The sequence below is a fragment of the Paenibacillus sp. J22R3 genome (assembly GCF_056269305.1).
The window spans coordinates 180,086-199,738 of record NZ_JBWDNS010000007.1 but is presented as its reverse complement, the minus strand read 5'-3'; the positions used below and the strand labels follow the sequence as shown (position 1 = coordinate 199,738).

20 protein-coding genes are annotated in these 19,653 nt (G+C 50.1%); 16 read left to right on the top strand and 4 right to left on the bottom strand.

Features of this window, described 5'->3' with window-relative positions:
* Positions 1–163 precede the first annotated feature (163 nt).
* Complete coding sequence (locus tag AC0YN4_RS26880; RefSeq protein WP_475837258.1) at positions 164–562, bottom strand: VOC family protein; 399 nt, start codon at positions 560–562, stop codon at positions 164–166.
* Positions 563–701: 139 nt separating this feature from the next.
* On the opposite strand from AC0YN4_RS26880, the gene AC0YN4_RS26875 reads away from it, so the two are divergent.
* The 14 genes from AC0YN4_RS26875 (at position 702) to murI (ending at position 14,636) form a co-directional block, all read left to right on the top strand.
* Entirely contained in the window at positions 702–1,175 is a 474-nt protein-coding gene (locus AC0YN4_RS26875; RefSeq protein ID WP_475783670.1) for a MerR family transcriptional regulator, read from the top strand.
* Between the two features lie 27 nt (positions 1,176–1,202).
* Positions 1,203–2,075 carry an SRPBCC family protein gene (locus AC0YN4_RS26870; protein ID WP_475837257.1) on the top strand — a complete coding sequence of 291 codons (873 nt, stop codon included), beginning with the start codon at positions 1,203–1,205 and terminating at the stop codon, positions 2,073–2,075.
* A gap of 372 nt (positions 2,076–2,447) precedes the next feature.
* Positions 2,448–3,140 carry a response regulator transcription factor gene (locus AC0YN4_RS26865; protein ID WP_475837256.1) on the top strand — a complete coding sequence of 231 codons (693 nt, stop codon included), beginning with the start codon at positions 2,448–2,450 and terminating at the stop codon, positions 3,138–3,140.
* A complete protein-coding gene (locus AC0YN4_RS26860) occupies positions 3,130–4,584 on the top strand; it encodes a sensor histidine kinase (RefSeq protein ID WP_475837255.1) in 1,455 nt (484 codons plus the stop codon). The genes AC0YN4_RS26865 and AC0YN4_RS26860 overlap by 11 nt, the downstream gene beginning before the upstream one ends.
* An 83-nt stretch (positions 4,585–4,667) precedes the next feature.
* Positions 4,668–5,792, top strand: a complete 1,125-nt coding sequence (locus tag AC0YN4_RS26855; protein WP_475837254.1) for a TolB family protein — start codon at positions 4,668–4,670, stop codon at positions 5,790–5,792.
* Between the two features lie 244 nt (positions 5,793–6,036).
* Positions 6,037–7,143 carry an iron-siderophore ABC transporter substrate-binding protein gene (locus AC0YN4_RS26850; protein ID WP_475837253.1) on the top strand — a complete coding sequence of 369 codons (1,107 nt, stop codon included), beginning with the start codon at positions 6,037–6,039 and terminating at the stop codon, positions 7,141–7,143.
* Positions 7,136–8,176, top strand: a complete 1,041-nt coding sequence (locus tag AC0YN4_RS26845; RefSeq protein WP_475837252.1) for a FecCD family ABC transporter permease — start codon at positions 7,136–7,138, stop codon at positions 8,174–8,176. The genes AC0YN4_RS26850 and AC0YN4_RS26845 overlap by 8 nt, the downstream gene beginning before the upstream one ends.
* Positions 8,176–9,207 carry a FecCD family ABC transporter permease gene (locus tag AC0YN4_RS26840; RefSeq protein ID WP_475783845.1) on the top strand — a complete coding sequence of 344 codons (1,032 nt, stop codon included), beginning with the start codon at positions 8,176–8,178 and terminating at the stop codon, positions 9,205–9,207. The genes AC0YN4_RS26845 and AC0YN4_RS26840 overlap by 1 nt, the downstream gene beginning before the upstream one ends.
* 1 nt (position 9,208) lies before the next feature.
* Positions 9,209–10,042 (top strand): ABC transporter ATP-binding protein, encoded by an 834-nt coding sequence (locus AC0YN4_RS26835; RefSeq protein ID WP_475837251.1) that lies wholly within the window; start codon positions 9,209–9,211, stop codon positions 10,040–10,042.
* Complete coding sequence (locus tag AC0YN4_RS26830) at positions 10,039–10,875, top strand: alpha/beta hydrolase (RefSeq protein WP_475837250.1); 837 nt, start codon at positions 10,039–10,041, stop codon at positions 10,873–10,875. Before AC0YN4_RS26835 ends, AC0YN4_RS26830 begins: the two co-directional genes overlap by 4 nt.
* Positions 10,876–11,077: 202 nt before the next feature.
* Entirely contained in the window at positions 11,078–11,731 is a 654-nt protein-coding gene (locus tag AC0YN4_RS26825) for a response regulator transcription factor (RefSeq protein ID WP_475783685.1), read from the top strand.
* Positions 11,732–11,733: 2 nt separating this feature from the next.
* On the top strand, positions 11,734–13,131 hold the full coding sequence (locus tag AC0YN4_RS26820) for a sensor histidine kinase (protein WP_475837249.1): 1,398 nt from the start codon (positions 11,734–11,736) through the stop codon (positions 13,129–13,131).
* A gap of 70 nt (positions 13,132–13,201) precedes the next feature.
* Positions 13,202–13,693 (top strand): hypothetical protein, encoded by a 492-nt coding sequence (locus AC0YN4_RS26815; protein WP_475783687.1) that lies wholly within the window; start codon positions 13,202–13,204, stop codon positions 13,691–13,693.
* Positions 13,694–13,871: 178 nt separating this feature from the next.
* Positions 13,872–14,636 carry a glutamate racemase gene (gene murI, locus AC0YN4_RS26810; protein WP_475783688.1) on the top strand — a complete coding sequence of 255 codons (765 nt, stop codon included), beginning with the start codon at positions 13,872–13,874 and terminating at the stop codon, positions 14,634–14,636.
* 64 nt (positions 14,637–14,700) lie between these two features.
* Here the strand turns inward: murI and udk are convergent, their stop codons facing one another.
* The gene (gene udk, locus AC0YN4_RS26805; protein WP_475783689.1) at positions 14,701–15,330 is read right to left on the bottom strand and encodes a uridine kinase; all 630 of its coding nucleotides are present in this window, start codon (positions 15,328–15,330) and stop codon (positions 14,701–14,703) included.
* 204 nt (positions 15,331–15,534) lie between these two features.
* Here udk and AC0YN4_RS26800 point away from each other — a divergent pair, with 204 nt between their 5' ends.
* Together AC0YN4_RS26800 and AC0YN4_RS26795 are read left to right on the top strand one after the other, a co-directional pair.
* On the top strand, positions 15,535–15,837 hold the full coding sequence (locus AC0YN4_RS26800; RefSeq protein WP_475837248.1) for a hypothetical protein: 303 nt from the start codon (positions 15,535–15,537) through the stop codon (positions 15,835–15,837).
* A gap of 152 nt (positions 15,838–15,989) precedes the next feature.
* A complete protein-coding gene (locus AC0YN4_RS26795; RefSeq protein WP_475837247.1) occupies positions 15,990–17,465 on the top strand; it encodes a DHA2 family efflux MFS transporter permease subunit in 1,476 nt (491 codons plus the stop codon).
* 69 nt (positions 17,466–17,534) lie between these two features.
* On the opposite strand, the gene AC0YN4_RS26790 is transcribed toward AC0YN4_RS26795, so the two are convergent.
* Both AC0YN4_RS26790 and AC0YN4_RS26785 read right to left on the bottom strand, forming a co-directional pair.
* Positions 17,535–18,107, bottom strand: a complete 573-nt coding sequence (locus AC0YN4_RS26790; RefSeq protein ID WP_475837246.1) for a GNAT family N-acetyltransferase — start codon at positions 18,105–18,107, stop codon at positions 17,535–17,537.
* Between the two features lie 326 nt (positions 18,108–18,433).
* Entirely contained in the window at positions 18,434–19,648 is a 1,215-nt protein-coding gene (locus tag AC0YN4_RS26785; protein ID WP_475837245.1) for an MFS transporter, read from the bottom strand.
* Positions 19,649–19,653 lie beyond the last annotated feature (5 nt).

Genomic DNA, 19,653 nt, shown 5'->3' with positions numbered 1-19,653 from the left:
TATAGTCACTCTCCGGTTGTTTTGACGATTACAGGTGATTTGCATGAAATATCATCCTTTGTATGTGGAATATCTATATAAACACAAGGAAACCCTTGTGGTGTTGCACCTTCTAAATTTTACCACTTAATCGGCTCGGTGAATATCCTCCGTACTAGACCAATTACGTCGGATTGACCGCAAAAAGCGAATGGATATTGCCCTCGGGATCGGCGAAGAAGCAGGTGGTGTGTCCCCAAGACTTGAGTGTCGGCTCGGAAATCGCCACAGCTCCTTGCGCGACGTATTGCTCCAACAGCTCATACACGGCCGCGGGAGAATCGCACTCGAAATTGAGCTCGAAAGCTTGGCCCTGGCGATTGTCGAGGAAAGATCGATGGTTATTCGTGTTTTCCGCCATTAAAGACCTTGAGCAGAATGAAAGCCGAATGCCGTCGTTTACCAGCTCCACGTAATGTTCCTCTTCTACAGCCGCATGGAATCCGATTGCATTCTTATAGAAGTTTGCCAACGATGCGACATCATCGGCCAAAATCGTAAGACCCTCCAGCTTAACTCTCATAATGCTAACCCCTTTTCGTATAATAGAAAATTGTACCATGGTTTCAATAGAGCCGAAAGTTTCGCTTGCACCTTACGTAACGTTATGTATTATTCTTAAATTACCGGTAGCAAGCTAGTGCAAGGGGAGGGAGCGGATTATGCAGAAGCATTGGAAGGTGGGGGATCTGGCCAAACTCACTGGACTGACGATACGCACCCTTCGGTTTTACGATGAGATCGGCCTGTTTATGCCCTCCGGACACTCTGACTCGGGACATCGTTTGTACAACGAGGCCGACATCAGGCGGCTGCAGCAGATCATGGCGCTTAAAGACTTAGGTTTATCGCTTGATGAAATTCAGACGACTTTGCAAGGCCATGCGTATACTCCTTACGACATCGTAGCTATTCAGATTGAACGCGTCCGTCAAACGATCGAATCGCAACGGAAGCTCCTATTCGAGCTCGAACGGGTTGCCGAGAAGATGAACGATCAGCAACCGCCTTCCGTCGACGCATTCGTCTCGCTTCTGGAGACGATGAAGGCAAGCCAGGAGAAATATATATTGGAGCGCCGAATGGAGTTGGAGCACCGATTGGATCAGCTTGATGATTTTCTGAAAGAGCCGTAAGAGACATCATTTTAGGGAGGACTTCTTATGAAGCCAAGATTTACGACTCACTCGACGTTCAAAGTTGAGCGCATTTACCGTGCCTCTCTGGCAAGAGTGTATGCGGCATGGTCAAACCCAATCGCCAAAGCGCGGTGGTTCTCGCCAGCGGAGCAATTCGAGTTTCGTGTCGGAGGACGCGAATTCAGCCGGGGCGGTCCTCCGGGCGGCGCTGTCTATACGTTTGACGCCTTGTATCAGGAAATCGTACCCAATGAACGCATCGTTTACACGTACAGCTTGGATCAAGATGAAGACCGAATGTCCGTATCCGTCACGACGGTTGAATTCGTTCAGACCGAAGAAGGCGTTAAGCTGACGTTTACGGAGCAAGGCGCGTTTTTCGACGGTTACGACAAGCCCGAACAACGCGAGCATGGAACGAATTTTCTTCTGGATCTGCTCGGCAAATCGCTTGGGGAAAGCAATGACGAGACGCATGAGCTGGTGTCCAGGAGAAGGTTCGATGTTTCGCGCGAAACGGTCTACCGGGCTTGGGCGAAACAGGAACTACTCGCCAAGTGGTGGGGACCAAGCGGGTTTACGAATACGATGCACAAGTTCGATTTACGTCCCGGAGGCGTATGGGAATTTACGATGCATGGTCCTAACGGCGTGGATTATCCAAATCGTAACGTGTTTCGCGAAGTTGGACCTGAGCGGATCGTGCTGAGACACGATTCCAACCCGTATTTTATATTGACGGCTGATTTCGAAGAAACCGATGGTGGAACGGAGATCGTGTTCCGCCAAGCTTTTGAATCCGCTGATGATTACGCCAAGCTGAAGTCGATGTGCGAAGAGGCGAACGAACAGAATTTGGACAGACTTGGCGCTGTCTTAAAGAGTTTAACCGAATAGGGCACCACGGATGTACAACGGCTCTTCCGCTTATCGCGGGGGTGCCGTTTTTTGTATAGACAACATTAAAAGATCCCGTTCTTGTCTTGAACAAGGCTAAAGAGAAGCGGGTTATCCATTTTCCATTTTGCTTCGTAGTAGGCGGAGTTAAGGATTTTGGGCTTCGGTCGTTTCGGTGGGGTTTCCGTGTACTCCCGGTCCAACTGATGACCTGATGATTCTTATAAATAAATCGTAGTAGAGCTAAAACCATGGTTGGGTACGCAAATAGGTAATATAATGTTTCTTCTCTGCAAGGTGGGATTTTGGTTCCAGCTGCAAAGCCTTTATAATGGAAGTACACGATAACGACACGGGGCAGGTGTGAATGGTATGCAAGCAAAGATTATGGTCATCGAAGACGAGAAGGCAATCGCGGACGCGATCTCCTATGCCCTGAAGCGCGAAGGCTATGAGGTGGAGGTCATCGATCGCGGGGATATTGCTGCGAAGCGTCTTGGCGAGACGCGTCCCGACGCCATCATTCTCGATGTAATGCTGCCCGGTATGGACGGCTACGATGTGCTGAAGAAGCTGCAGGATAAAGGTGGAATTGGCGTCATCATGTTGACGGCCAAGGAAGACATTGTGAATAAGGTGCTCGGACTAGAGCTTGGCGCTGACGATTATATGACGAAGCCCTTCGACATGCGGGAGCTGCTCGCGCGGCTTAAGTCCTTGCTTAGACGGTTACAAGAAGCCGGAGAGAAGAAGCCGCGAGAGGTTCAGCTAGGCGGAGTGAAGGTGAACGTTGCCAGAAGAACGGTAATGGCGGGAGAACGCCAGCTGGAGCTGACGCCTAAGGAATTCGATCTGCTGGCGCTGCTGGCAGCCAATCCTGACAGGGTGTACGAAAGGGAGCAATTGCTGGACCTGGTGTGGGGGATGGATTATTACGGAGGTACGCGTACGGTAGACATTCATGTGCAGCGACTGCGCAAGAAGCTGGGACCCGACTACGGGGATACCATCCAAACCGTGCATGGCGTCGGCTACAGGGCGTCTGGAGGACACCGTGAGAATTAGCATTAAGCTGAAATTCAGCCTGTTCCTCGGCGCTATTTTGCTGCTCACCGTAATCGTGCTCAGTATGCTGGTACTGCAGGGAATTGAGCGGAATCAGCGCGTGCAGGTGGAGGGGCTTCTCTCTCAGCAAGCCGACACGGCGAACGTCTATTTCATCCAATCCATTATGGAGCAGTCCAACAAAGTTCCTCAGACATTCCTGAAGACCAGAGGCGAAGCGTTCGCCAAGCAACTGGAGCTGATTAGCGGGCAGCCCGTTGTCCTGTACGATGGGAGCGGCGCCGTCATGGGGAGGAAGGCGGCGGCTCCCCCATCTGGTAGCATTAAGCAGACACTGGCGTATGCGCTGGAGAACAAGACCGCTTATTTGGTGGAAGGGGAGTCCATGTATTATTTGACTCCGCTGCGCGCGGGAGGCGAGCAGGTCGGCGTCGTCCAGTTCTATTATTCCCTCCATGACCATCAAGTCTTCTACTATGAGATTAAACAATTGTTCAACTATATCGGAGCGGGCGTGTTCGTGCTCAGCTTCCTCTTAGCTTACTTGTTTTTCAACTCCTTCGCTCGCAGCATCATTAAGCTGAACGTTACGGTAAGCCGTATTCGAGAGGGGCAGTTCGCAGTGCCGGATATGAAGCGCAGAGACGAGCTCGGGGAACTCGGCGCGGGCATTGCCGCCATGAGCGAACGACTGATGGCCACGATGCGAGATAAGGACGAGGAACGGGAGAAGCTGGCGCTTGCGGTTCGCAAGTTATCGGAGCTGGATCGGCAGCAGAAGGAGTTCATCGGCAATGTCACGCATGAGTTCAAGACGCCGCTTACTTCCATTAAAGCCTATCTCGATCTGCTCGACATGTATCCCGATGACGAGGAACTGCTGACTACGGCCAAAACCCATATCGCCGGAGAGACGCAGCGGCTCTACGAAATGGTGGAGAAGGTGCTGCAACTGTCCGCGATGGAGAAATACGATTTTGAGTATAACAAGGAAAGGCTCGAGATACGGAGTACCATTGAGACGGTGCTGGACTTCCTCAAGGGCAAAATGGAGAAGTTCGGCCTTACGCTTGAGACGGATTTGCACGAAGCTTATATGGAAGCCGATAAGGATTACATGAATATCGTGCTTGCGAACCTGTTGGACAACGCCATCAAATACAACAGGACGGACGGTCGCATCCGCGTAAGTAATGTTGTCAGAGAAAATGAGATTGTCATCGAAATATCCGATACGGGGATCGGTATTCCGGCAGAGGTCGCGGACAAGATCTTTGAAGCGTTCTATACGGTGGATCGGAACCGATCCAGGGAGCATGGCGGCGCTGGACTTGGGCTGTCGATTGCGAAGCGGTATGCCGAGTCGCAGGGAGGACGGATCTCCATCGTGAAGTCGGATGGCAACGGCACGACGTTCCAACTGACGTTCCCGATGCAATCCTGATAAGATTGTTTACAACTTGGAAACAACCCTTCGTTCTTTTGCAACATTCGGTTGGTATTGTATGCATTAAGGAGGCGATCACATTGATCCATACAAAAAAATTAGCCATTATCGCATGCGTCCCCGCATTGCTGCTTACCCTCACCGCTTGCAGCGGAGATAACGAAGGGAACCGTCAGGTCATCAAGGAGCCGGGGAAAACCATTACCGTTATTGATAAAGGTAGCGAGAAACCGACGGCTGGATCGGCCATTACATTAGGAGACATCAAGATGTACGGGAAGACGGAAGTATTCGGCTGGCTGGATGAGGATACAGTCATTGTATCCAAGGAGAACGATTCTTTAGCGAAGATGAAGCTGGAGGAGCTGGCGGATTCCTACCCGCGCAGCCTGTACCGGGTCGATCTGAAGACAGGGGAGTTCGTACCTCTGAAAGAGCAGGAGAATGTGTTCTTGGGAGGCGCTAGCTTGTCGCCGGACAAGAAACATCTCATCTACCAGGAGTACACGCTTGGCGATCCTGCTTATTATGTCATGAATTTGGAAACGCTGAAGTCGTTTGGTTTGGCCGGTGAGCCCATTGGAGGAGCTATAAGCGCCGGATGGGCGGATGATGGCAGTATTATCGGCGCTTCTTATGCAGGCGGAGCTTACACGGCGACCACCGAAGGCGATATCGCCGCGCTTGAGGAATTGAAAGAAGGCGCACTGATTATCGTAGCCAAGCTCGGCAGCAGCATATACTACAATTCCAATGCGGATGAAGCGCTGAAGGTGCTCCATCTGGATACCAAGGAGACCAAGGATATGGGGCTTGGTTCCGTAGGCAGTGTCATTCCTTCGCCCGACGGCAAGCAGCTGCTGGTGAAGCAATATGACGGCACAAAAGTGAAGCTTGTGCTGTGCGATCTGGATGGAGGGAACGCCAAGACAATCGCGGAAGGAGCGGAAATCGGCGCAATCTCCTGGTCAGCGGATCAGCGGCTGATCGCGTACAGTATGCAAGGTGAGGCAAACGGCGCGACGGTCAAAGGCCTCTACGTCCACGACCTTCTGTCCGATGAAGCGACCCGTATCGTAGTCGATGTCGAGAACGCCATGAGTACTTCGTGGAGCCCTTCAGGCAACAAGCTATCCTACTCCGTATGGAACGGCAGCGGCTACGATAGCAGCATCGTCGAGGTTCATTCTTCTTTACAGCCATAATAAAACCGCCGATACGACAAAGACCAGAACGCCTCTTTTAGGTGTTCTGGTCTTTGTTTTTGAGCATTTACGATTTGCTGCTCATTACGGAAACGATCTCGTCGAGCAGACGGTCGAGTGTAATCGGATCGTCAGCTTCGAACATTCTGTGAACGTCCATTGACAGGTCTTCCGAACCACCTTACAATACTAATAATGATAATCGTTATCAATTATTATAAAAAGACAGGATGGGGTTATATCAATGAAATCCAAACGTAAATTTGTAGTGTCTACTCTTCTCGCATCACTTACGCTTATGCTCGCTCTGACAGGCTGTGGCGGCAACAACAATACCAACAGTAACGCAGCGAATTCTTCGAATTCCGGGGCAACGAACACGAACGCCGCAACTAATGCGCCGGCTTCGAATGAGACCGCTTCCGAGGAAGCAACGCAACAATATCCAATCACCATTAAGCATGCATTCGGCGAGACTGTACTGGAGAAGAAGCCTGAACGTATCGCTACAATTTCTTGGGCGAACCAAGACGTTGCACTGGCGCTCGGCGTTGTACCTGTAGGATTCTCGGCGGCGAACTACGGCGTTACGGACGGCAGCGGCTTGTTGCCTTGGACGAAGAAGAAGCTCGACGAGCTTGGTTCCACATCGCCTAACATTTTCCAAGATACGGATGGTCTTGACTTCGAAGCGATCTCGGATGCGAAGCCTGACGTCATTCTGGCCGCTTATTCCGGTCTGACGAAGGAAGACTACGAAACATTGAGCAAGATCGCTCCGGTAGTTGCTTATCAGAAGAGCCCTTGGGTTACGAGCTGGCAAGAAATGATCAAGTTCGATTCGATGGGTATGGGTATGGAAGCAGAAGGCGAGCAGCTCATTAAAGATACGGAAGCTGTCATTAAAGAAAAAGCAAGCGCTTATCCGGACATGCAAGGCAAGAATGCTCTCTTCGCATTCATTTCTCCGGACGACCTGTCGAAAATTTCGATTTATGCACCTGGAGATCCGCGCGGCGACTTCTTAGTTGAGCTCGGCATGAAATACTCGGATACCGTCCTCAGCAAAGTGTCCAAGGACAGCTTCTATTTCGAGCTTAGCGCCGAGAACGCTGACCTCCTTAACGATACCGATATTATTGTTACTTACGGAGACGAAGCTCTGTTGAAGAAGCTTCAAGCTGATCCGTTGCTTGGCAAAATTCCTGCAATCGCTAAAGGCTCCGTCGTTCTGATCAAGGACAACACGCCTCTTGCAGCTGCCGGCAACCCGAATCCGCTGTCCATCTCTTACACGCTTGACGAATACTTGAAACTGATCGATGCGGCTGCCAAGAAGGCAAATGGTTAATCTAATCTCCCCCGTATCTAAGCCGCTAAAGTCGTCTGTGCCTAAGCACTTCGCGATCGTCTTGATTATCGGCTTGGCCGTGCTTGGTGCATGCATCTTGGCGTCTCTGGCATTCGGCTCTCGGGTCCTCAGCATGAAGGAAATGATAGACGGGTTGTTCAACGGCGGCAACGATTCATTCGGCGCCGGCATCATGCACCAGCGCGTCGCCCGAACCGTGTTCAGTCTCTGCTGCGGCGGGGCGCTCGGCATCGCAGGTTCTCTCATGCAGGCGGTCACACGCAATCCGATTGCCGATCCGAGCGTACTCGGGGTCAATACGGGTGCGGCATTGTTCGTCGTTAGCGGAATCGCGTTCTTCCATATCAGTACGGCTAACCAATATATTGGTCTTGCTTGTGCAGGAGCGGCGATTACCGCGGTGTTCGTGTTCGGCATCGGTTCATTGGGGCGTGGCGGACCTACGCCTATCAAGCTCGTATTAGCGGGTGCGGCTACAAGTGCCGCACTTTCTTCGCTTATCAGCGCCATCATGATTCCGCGTGCCGAAGTCATGGACCGGTTTCGTTTCTGGCAGATGGGCAGCGTCGGCTCGGCGAATTGGCATGATATCACGACCTTCTTACCTTTCCTCATTGTGGGCATGTTAATTGCAATCGCATCGGCTGCCGCTCTCAATGCGTTGGCGCTTGGCGATGAGGCAGCGAGTGGACTGGGTGTGCGAACCGGCATTTTGCGTCTCATTGCGTCGATAGCTGGCGTCTTACTATGCGGTACCGTCACTGCGCTTGCCGGTCCGATCGGTTTCATTGGACTGCTGGCGACCCACGTCATCCGTCTGTTAATCGGACCTGATCAACGTTATCTTATTCCGATGTCGGCCTTGGCCGGCGCCGTTATCTTAACCATATCTGACGTCATCGGCAGAGTCCTCGGAAGCCCCGGGGAGCTGGAGGTCGGCATGGTCACCGCATTCGTCGGTGCCCCGATCCTCATCCTGTTGGCGATTAGATCGAAAGTGCGATCCTTATGATGAATACGACGACGATTAACCTCATTATGGCGGGCAGGCGTCTAAGGCGCCGCCGCTTTGTACTGATTACTTCCCTGCTCGGAGGCATTTCCTTCCTGCTTTGCTTCGCGATGCTCTATTTTGGCAATACGATCTATCCGGTCAAAGACATCGTACGGGTTCTACTGGGAGGAGAGGTCAAAGGGTTGACCTTCACCATGGAGACCATTCGGTTACCGCGTATGCTGGCAGGATTGTTAGCAGGATTTGCTTTCGGATTAGCAGGCAATACGTTTCAGACGATGCTCCGGAATCCGCTTGCGAATCCGGACGTACTGGGCATTACGTCAAGTTCGAGCGTCGCAGCCGTCTTCTGTATCATCTATCTTCATACGAGTGAAGCGGTTGTTTCCATTGCGGCGTTCTTGGCAGGCTTAGCTTCGGTGATGCTGCTCTATCTGTTGTCACGCAGAAAAGTATTCTCCATCGGGCGGCTTGTTCTGATCGGTATCGGTCTTGATGCCATGTTCGGATCCGTTATTACCTACCTGTTAAAGATTAGTGCTGAATACGACGTTCCTGCAGCATTCCGCTGGCTAAGCGGCAGCCTCAACGGCACGCAATTAGATGATCTCCCGCCGCTGGCGATTACGGTATTGGTGTGCACGCCGATCATCATGCTATTGGGCAAGCGTCTTAGTCTGCTCGAGCTAGGCGAACAATCGGCTTCTTCCCTAGGGATTCATACGGACAGAACCCGCATTCTGCTGGTCTTAAGCGCTGTCTGCTTGATTGCCATTGCGACCGCAACGACAGGCCCAATTGCTTTCGTAGCTTTTCTGGCGGGTCCGATCGCGAAGCGATTGGTCGGCGTCGGCTACTCAACCGTTATTCCTGCCGGTCTGGTCGGCGTTATCTTGGTTCTAGGGGCTGATCTGATCGGCCAGTATGCATTCGAGACCCGGTTTCCCGTAGGCGTCATCACCGGTATTCTCGGAGCGCCGTATCTGATCTACCTGCTTATTCGAATGAACCGAAAGGGGGATTTCTAACATGAAACCCAGCCATCAGTTCCAAGCTGAACAAACCGTTGCGGGTTATGACAACAAAACGATTATCCATGGCGTAAGCTTAGCTGTTCCCAGCAATCAGATCAGTGTCATTATTGGAGCCAACGCATGCGGGAAGTCCACGCTGCTGAAAACCATGGCGAAGCTGATTAAACCGGAATCCGGCCGTATCACGCTGGACGGCAAGCCGCTGAACGAATTCTCTCCCAAGCCGCTCGCCCGGATTCTCGGCATATTGCCGCAATCTCCAATCGTGCCGGAAGGTATTACCGTCGCGGATTTGGTTGGCCGAGGGCGGTTCCCGCACCAGGGCTGGCTCGGCGGATGGACGAAGAAGGATTATGAAGCCGTTGCCGAAGCGATGGACATTATGAAGATTACAGATTTGGGCGACCGGAATATCGATGAGCTGTCCGGCGGCCAGAGACAGCGTGTCTGGATTGCCATGGCATTGGCGCAGCAGACGGACATTCTGTTCCTCGATGAGCCGACGACGTTCCTGGATATTACCTACCAGGTCGAGATATTGGATTTGTTGACCGATCTCAACCGCAAGCATGGCACGACGATCGTCATGGTGCTTCACGACATTAACTTGTCCGCCCGTTACGCGGACTATATCTTCGCTCTTCGCGAAGGCAAGCTGGTGGCGGAAGGCAAGCCGTCTGAGGTCATCACGGCTGGCTTAATCCAAGATGTCTTCGGCCTCGACTGCGCGGTCATTCGCGACCCTGTGTCGGATTCCCCGATGGTCGTGCCGATTGGCCGCCATCATGCGCGAAGTTTAAAGCTTATTCACGCTGAGGGGAAACGATGATGAATCCTACTGCTTTGCCGTGGAGAGAAGTGCTGATAGACGACGCCAACCATACCATTACCGGTGATGTGAGGGTGATCGAAGCGTTCCCGATTCCGCAACTGCAGACCGAACGCAGAGTGTGGATTTACTTGCCGAGAAGCTATAACGAAGGCACTCGCAGGTATCCTGTCCTTTATATGCACGACGGTCAAAATGTGTTTAATCAACCGACGTCATGGGGCAGCGAGTGGGGAGTCGATGAGACATTGGAGCAGCTGGCAGTTGATGAACCGGAGATCGAAGCGATCGTGGTCGCAATCGATAATGGAGGCGACCAGCGCAACAATGAATATAACTTCGCGATTAACGCGGAATATGGCTTCGGAGGCAAAGGCGAAGCTTACGCCGCATTCCTCGCGGAGACACTTAAGCCGTATGTAGATCGTCACTATCGGACCCTCCCCGAACCGGAGCACACGATGATTAGCGGGAGCTCGTTCGGAGCGTATATCTCGCTCTACACGGCTATCCGTTATCCCGCCCAGTTCGACCGAGTAGGAGGATTATCGTTTGTCATGTGGCATGACAACGGCGCAATCATTGAATTGATCCGGCAGTCGGTTATCTCTCCCACGCTTCGCGTCTATCTGAGCATCGGCGAATTGGAGACCGACAACCCGGACTTTAATCGGATTGCTCATGAGCACGTCACGCTGGCACAACAGACGCTGATTGCAGCAGGGGTAGCGGAAGACCGAATTCAATTCGACTATATTCCGGGCGGCACGCACCACGAATCTACGTGGGGACCACTGTTTGCTAAGGCTCACCGTTGGCTGCTCCAGCCCTAACATACTGCTATAATGCGAAGTTCAACACAGAGCACGGCGAGAAGGATGCCGTCCGCTCTGTTTTTTTTATGGCTTAAAGTGGGGATTTCCTCTTTATCGAATAGATAATCTTCCATGGGGTAAGCTGTGGAAAATAGAATTTTACAACTCTATGATAACTTTCCATTTCAGAATTGCTATCATGGCGTAGAGGTGTATGGTTATGGCTAAAATCCTGATTGTAGATGATGAGAAGGCAATAAACGATTTGATAGCTGTCAATTTAAAGATGGTCGGGCATGAGTATGTCCAACTATACAGTGGCGATCAAGTTCTACGAACAATAAATGAGACGCAAATCGATTTAATCATCCTGGACGTGATGCTGCCTGGCAGAGACGGCTTTGAAATCATGCAGGATATTGCGAAACGAGGCGTGCCGGTTATCTTCTTAACGGCAAGAAATTCGGTTTCGGATAAAGTGCATGGCCTGGAGACCGGAGCGGAAGATTATATCGTTAAGCCTTTTGAAGCGGTGGAACTCATCGCACGTATCCATGTCATTCTAAGAAGAAATCAGAAGACCGCAAACGAATTTAGGCTGGATGACACCATAGTTGATTTGGACAAGCATATTGTTACGGTTCAAGGACAAGAAGTGGAACTAACGAACAAGGAATTTCAATTAATGGACCTTCTTGTGCAAAATAAAAATATCGCGCTGTCCCGCGAGAGAATTATTGAACAAACCTGGGGCTTCGACTTCTATGGAGAAACAAGAACCGTTGACGTGCATATTCAGAAGCTGAGAAAGAAACTAAATTGGGAGAACCGAATCAAGACGGTGTATAAATACGGTTACAGGCTAGAGGTGTAGAGGTGAAATTTTGGCAGAAGACGTACTTAAGCGTGTTGATTGTATTTCTGATCGCCTTCGACCTCGGAGCTTATGCGCTTCTCAAGAAGAGCTATGAACTAAACGAACAATTGGATATTTCAAGAGGCTTGAGCGAATACGGGAGCATCGAGAAATCGTTAAGCTATATCCTTTCCGCATATACGAAAAGCACGGGAAGTACCGACTATGAAACGTTAATTGCTAGTTTTGCGGCTAATCATTATAAAGAGGATATTCTTCTGGAGGTGTACCGAGCGGACCAATTGATCTTCTCCAATGCCTATCAGTTTGCAGGGGAACGGGCGGAGCTGCATGGGAATCCATATCACTTCGTTTACAGAAAGTTGAATGATAAGCTGTGGCTGTTTGTCGGCGGGAAAATGGAAGTCCGGGATTTAAGACTCGTTGTTTCAAGAAAATCGGATTATTTACAGGAATATCATTTTACTTTAAGGCACTATTTCATTCAATTGAGTGCTGTCATATCCGTAATTTTATCGGCGGCGCTTATTTTTCTGTTATTTCAATTAACCGCGCCTATTCGCAGGTTGAACAAAGGTGTAAAGGCGATTGCCGCGGGAGCGTATGAGCAACGCGTGAAAGTTGGAGGAAACGACGAAATCGGGGATTTGGCGCAAGATTTCAACAAGATGGCCGATGCCGTTTCCAATCATATTGAAACGATCAATAAGACGAGCCAAGACAAAGAGATATTCATCAACAACCTCACTCATGAACTGAAAACACCGATTACGGCTATCAAGGGATACAGCGAGTTTTTGAATCATGCCAATCATAATGAGGAAGAACGAAAAATGGCGGTTCGCTACATTCACGAGCATATTGCGCGGCTGGATGTTCTCTCGGGAAAAATGATGCAATTGCTGTATTTGAAGAGCGGAGAGATAGCCTTAGAACCCGTTCATATCGAAAATCTGTTTTCCTATGTGGTGAATATGGAGCGGCATCATCTGGAGCAAAAACAGATGAAGGTCACAATAGAGTGCTCTGCCGACAAGGTCTATGGCGATCAAGAACTGTTGCGTTCTCTGTTCATTAACTTAGTCGAAAACAGCATCAAAGCTTCCTCGTTCGAGGGGGAAATCCAATTGAGAAGCTGCACTTACGGCGAAGGCGTAATGCTTGAAGTCTTGGATTATGGAAGAGGCATACCGGAGAAGGACATTGCGAAAATTACGGAAGCGTTCTATGTCGTGGACCGATCCCGTTCAAAAGAACTGGGTGGGCTAGGGCTTGGTCTATCGATCTGCAATCAGATTGCCCAGCTCCATCATGCAAAGCTTCAAATCGATTCCAAAGAACATGAATATACAAGGATCTCCGTGTATTTTACAACTCCGTTACAACTTGAAGATTAGTTTATAACGCGGCTCCATTATAGTTGGTTTGTAGCTACGAAACACCACAAACTATTGGAGGTAATCAAAAATGAATAAAAAGTTTATCACTGCAGCCATGACTTTGGGAGTAGCGACCGTGTTGGTTGCAGGAAACGGCGTTATTTCGGCAAATGCTTCTACATTCGATCATGCGGAGCAGGTGAAGGTAACCGGTAAACATCAGCAGCCGGGCGTCAATAAAGTTGAAAATGTGCCGGTGCACGAAAAGATAGCCGTTGTGACCGCGGAGCAAGCGGTTCAAGATAAATTTAACGTATCCTTAAGCGGCATGGACATTTCCTATAGTGTGGGCACCCGCGAAGGCATGGAAGGAAAGTTCTATTTTGTAGCCTTCGAAAATCAAAAATACACCTACACGGATGAAGAGAAAATCAAAGCGAAGCGCGATTTGCTTGCGGGTAAAGAACTCGACATCAAGTGGAACGATATTTACGTTGCAACCGTAAACGCCGAAACCGGGGAAGTCGTTTCTGTCGAGAAAAATCCATCGGCAAAAGGTACGGACTTTGCTACAGAGTAATTGTTCATCTATATGAGTCTATGAAAATGGAAACCTTTGGTCGTATAAGTTATATGACCAAAGGTTTTTTTACGTGAAGCCAACAATGACGAAATGTCTGTTCTTGCCCTGAGGACTTCAATCGCGCTATGCTGTAGGTATGACTATGACTACAACATTTGATAGGAATTGATTCCCTATGAAACTCGGTTTTTTTGATTCCGGAATTGGCGGGCTTACGGTATTGGCCGAATCGCTCAGGCTGCTCCCTGCTGAGGATTATCTCTATATGGCAGATACTACACATGTCCCCTACGGGACCAAATCGAAGGAAGACGTGCAGACCTTCGTCTTTGAAGCTGTGGAGAAGATGATTCAGCATGGCATCGATGCGCTTGTTATTGCTTGCAACACGGCGACAAGCATTGCGATAAACGAGCTGAGAGAGCGGTACTCCTTTCCGATTATCGGCATGGAGCCTGCCGTCAAACCGGCCGTAGAGATGAACCGCGCAACCGGTAAGAGAGTACTCGTTTTCGCTACGCCTCTTACGCTGCAGATGCCGAAATACTATGCGCTCGTATCCCGCGTGGATCAAGATGGCATCGTGGACTCATTGCCGTTGCCGGAGCTTGTCCAGTACTGCGAATCCCTTCAATTCGATAGGAATGTTATGGGTGAGTACTTTCGAGGCAAGCTTGCCCCCTATGATCTTAACCAGTACGGCATTATCGTGTTAGGCTGCACACATTATCCGTTCTATACGGATATTCTCCGCGACCTATTGCCGCCCCATATCGAGATCGTCAACGGAAACGCTGGTACGGTCAGAAGGTTGTCGGCGTTATTAAATCGCTATGGCATTGAAACAGGCTTGGGGAGCGGGCATGTGACGTTCATGTGTACCGGCGGGGAAGCCGCCTACATCGAGAAAATGAAGTTAGCGCTGACTCGTCTCAGATAAGAAGCGAAATGAAACAAATACATCGCCTTGGGCTGCGCCCGGGCGATGTATTTGTTATGCTCACCTATTCGATTATGCGTTTCTCGCCTAAGTATTTCTCCGTCAATATGGAAAGCAGCCGGATGCCCACTTCATTCTGCCCGCCTTCGGGGATGATGATGTCGGCGTATTTCTTGGACGGTTCAATGAAGGCTTCGTGCATGGGCTTGACGGTCTGCAAGTATTGATCGTGGACGGATTGAATCGACCGGCCGCGCTCTTCCATGTCGCGCAATACCCGGCGCAGAATGCGAACGTCCGGATCGGTGTCGACGAACACCTTGATATCGAGCATTGCACGCAGATTCTCGTCAGATAGTACGTGAAGCCCTTCAATAATGACGATGTTGTATGGCATGAGCTTCTCGGTTTGATCCTTGAAGCGGGCATGCATCGTGAAATCATAGACCGGCGCATAGGCTGTCTGTCCGGCCTTCAGCAGCTTCAAATGCTCGACCAGCAGCTCGTTCTCGAATACGAGCGGATGATCATAGTTCAACTGCTCGCGTTCGGCCATCGTAAGATGGGGATGATCTTTGTAATAGTTGTCTTGCGATATAAAGGTCACTTTATCAGACCCGTGATGTTCGATGACCGAGCGTGCGACCGTTGTTTTGCCCGATCCCGTGCCGCCTGCAATTCCGATGATTAGCATAGCTGTCGATAAGACCTCGCTTATGTGTAATTACATTAATCTCAGTATTGTAGCATAGTGGTGCAGGGAATCACAAAACGCCGGCTTGGATTCGTACCACATTGAATTTCAATTTTAGAAGGAACCAACCGATAATAGAGGAGAATGGTACTAACGATATGCACAGGCACATCGACATCTACGAATGGAAGGAGAGATTCGTCAATGCACTACCAGTTCTGCCAGCAAGTGAAAATCGTGGATATGGATGATGAAATTATCTCGGAAGTGTTATTCGAGCATGGGGAGTACGAGACGGCAGCCTTGTCGATCGGTTCCTCTATCCTGATTCATCAACTGGGATTGAAGAAATTTAGCGTTGTCTACGATAAAAGGGAAGGCAAAATCGCTCGTTATAAAATCGCGGATATCGAGCTTGATCTGATTACGCAACCGGTGGTTACCAGGGTGTACTTGGAACCGGTGAAGCTCATTGTCGGCCAACACGATATCGGCGAAATCGCCTGATGTCCGGAACGGGGCTTTCATGAACCTGCGGGTAGCGGGTTCTTTTTTCTGTGCAACTAAAATTTAACAATAAATGTTGTTTGGGCGATTGCAATATTTGCCCAATAATAGTACCGTTTATTGGTAAGAGTTTAAGGAAATGAGGGGATAAGTTGTCTAACTATTCGAATGCAGTTGCTGCCACTGAGGAAGCGCCGTTCTCGATGAAAGCGATTATGGGTCCGCTAATGGCAATCGTCGTCGGGATGATTATGGTTATACTCGACAGTACGGTTATGAACATTGCTTTGCCGACTTTAATGGATGATTTCAAGTCGTCCGTCAATACGATGCAATGGTCCATTACGGCTTATACGCTGGCACTTTCCGCGGTTATTCCGCTGGCCGGCTGGTTGACCGATCGATTCGGCGCCAAACAAATTTTTCTGATCACGATTTTCTTGTTTGCGGCAGGGTCTCTTCTTTGTTCCTTTGCCACAACGCCTGAACAGCTGATTGCCTATCGCGTTATTCAGGGAATCGGCGGAGGCATGGTGCAGCCGATCGGGATGGCGATTATATTCAAGCTCGCTCCTCCTAACAAGCAGGGTGCAGTCATGGGCATGCTCGGCATTCCGATGATGCTGGGACCCGCGCTCGGACCGGTATTGGGCGGTTACTTGCTGGAATACGCGACTTGGCACTGGATCTTCCTGATCAATTTGCCAATCGGTATTATTGCCATCTTAGTCGGCCTTAAGTACTTGCCGAGAGTAGAACGCAAAACCGTACCGGAACTCGATATATGGGGCATGCTCCTTGCACCGATCGCATTCGCTACGTTATCTTACGCGGTTAGTGAAGGCGGCAAAGATTGGGGTTCTACTAAAACAATTGTCGGCTTAATCGTGGGCTTCGTAGCTTTGGTGTTATTCATTATTGTCGAGCTTCGCCATAAACAACCGTTACTGGAGCTTCGCGCCTTCAAATCCGCGGACTTCACAGTCGGCATGGTCACGTCTTGGCTCATGTTCATGGCCTTATTCGGCTCCTTCTTGTTCGTGCCGATGTACATGCAGCAAGTGTTTCATTATGAGCCGCTCAAAACCGGTTTTATGATCCTGCCGCAAGTCGCGATGACAGGATTGTTTATGCCTATTGGCGGTAAACTGTTCGATAAATTCGGCGCTCGCGCCGTTTGTGTGGTCGGGGTCGCCTTTGTTGCGGCAGGCATGTTCTATATGTCGCAAATTCAAGCGGATTCCGGCTCAGGCTTCGTAATCATAGCAACGATGATTATGGGCGTAGGCATGGGACTGTCGATGATGCCGGTGAATACGCACATCTTGAAAGCAGCGCCTCGCCATCTCGTAGGCCGGGTAACGCCGCTTACGTCTGCTGCCCAACAAGTCGTGGTGTCTTTCGCGGTTGCGGGATTGGCCAGTTACCTGAGTACGCGAATGACGGATCATATGACCGCGAGCAAAGGTGATGCGGCTGTCTCGCTCGTCGCCGCTTTCGGAGATACGTTCTTCATCGCCGGATGTATCGCTACGGCCGGCGCCTTATTGGCCATTCTGCTTCGGAAGCCGAAGGCCGTGGAAGGTGAAACAACGGATCAAGTCAATGCTCCCGTAATGATGCATTAAGAGAGCATGATAGAAGGCCTCACCGTCCTAGGGATGGTGAGGCCTTTTCTAATGTCCGCATCCTTGCATTCAACTTAACAATAAAGCGAGCATAATCACGTCAAGGAAGGTTTTCGTAACATCGTGCAACAAATACTGTCGTAATAGACCTTCTTCCTGAAAGCCGAGTTTCTTTAATACCTTTAGCGAGGCCGCATTGTCAGGGAGGACTTCAGCTTGAATTCTATGGTGACCGATATGCTTCCGGTTGAAGTCCAGAACGGATCGCAGCGCTTCAGACATCATACCTTTGTTCCAATACTCAGGCTTCAAGTCGAATCCGAGGGTAAGGGGGAAGAAAGGGGCTTCATTAAAATGACCTCTGGTAGGCATGAGCATTAGCGTACCTACAAATTGCGTAGAACTGCTAAGGGATATTCCCCAAGGGAGCAGCTTGTTGGCTTCAAAGGCTTGATTCCATGAGTCGATCAGCAATCTGGAATGCTCAATGGAAGAGGGGCCGGACCAATCTAAATGTTTCGTGACAAGAGGGTCGGAATAAAAAGCATAGATCTCGCCGGCATCCGCGGCATTCATTTGTCGTAGAACTAACCGTTCCGTATACAGGGTAGGAAAGGAGGAGAATAAGACTTCGTTGCTCACAGATTTTCACTTGCCTTCTGGAATAAGAGTGTATTGAAGCGATCATATACCAGTAGCCTTAAAACCAACTTAAAATCGCATAAATTTGTGTGATACGAAGTCAAAAACCGCACTGGATGATGCACACGGACTGAGCGGTAAAGCATATGCAAGGTTGCCATTGCTGCAACATAGGCCCTTGGCCAGTGTAAGACTGTACGCGCAATGAATCGAGAAATGGCGCCACAGATCAGTGACCTGTGGCGCCATTTCTTAGTTTTAAGCTACTCCTAAGGAAGTAATTTCTTATTGAAGAAACCCCTTCTGGGACAGCCCCTTTAATTGAGTTACTGCGCTTCCACCGCAACGGGAACCGGAACCGGATCCTTGATTCGGTAAATTGGCAGGAGAAACACGATGCCGATTAGAAACATCGCAGCAGAGCATTGATAGGTCCAAGAGAGCGATAAGCTGTCCTTCAGGAAACCGGAGATGCTCATGGTAACCACCATGGCGCCCATGAACATAGGCGTCAGAATACCGTTCACACGCCCGACGAATGATTCCTCCGTCTTGTTCAGAATTAGCGTATTAATGCCGATCTGTAAGGCTGGCATGAAGAAACCGATCATGGCTTCCATCGCCAGCGTGAGCCAGAACATCTCGGAGAATCCCATAATCGATACGCCAATTCCGGAGACAAGCATGCCCCATAAAACAAGCGTTTGCGGCGCAACTTTGTTCGAGAACACCATCGATAATCCTCCGCCGACAAGCATCGCCGCGCCGTTGGCCGCGAAGAGCCATTGTAGATTGCCCTTCGGCAAGCCGAGCTGCTCGGTAATAAGAAAGACGGCAAGCGTATGAATGACGCCGATGCCAAGTCCCGCAGCGAGGAAAGAGCCGCCTAAAGCGACGAGCGCTTTGCGATGAAGAACGTAGTCGAGCCCCATCTTCATCTCCGTCCAAATCGAAGTCCCTTTATCGATTTTCTCTTCGTCTCTGTCCGGCGGCAGCAGCGTAAGTACGGCGGCAGAGATGAGGAACATGGCGCAGACGATGCCCATCGACCAGTGGATGTTCAATTGTTCGAATACGAATGTGCCCAGAATTGGACCCAAAATCATGAATACGGCCATCATCGTCTGGAACAAAGCCATGCCGGCCTGCATTTGCTCGCCCGGTACATGCAGCTTAAATAACTTCATACTGGAAGGTTGAGAGAACTGCGATAGAATCGCCGAGACGAACGTCGCGAAGAATATGGCCTGCCAAGAGCCATAAAGCAAGGTGAGCAAAATAACGAAGATCGATATTGCGCTAAGCAGGTCGCATAATACCATTGTCTGCTTAGGCTTCCATCGATCAGCAAATGCGCCGCCAATGAAGGAGAAAACAAAAATAGGCGCGAACTCCGCTACCGAGACCAACGAGACGGCAAGCGCGTCCCCATCGGTCATTTCGACCACAAACAAGAGCACTGCGAAGTTACGCACCCAAATGCCGATTTGCATGAATACGCCTGCTGATAGGATCGCTTGAATAAATCGGTTTCTGAGCATGGAGC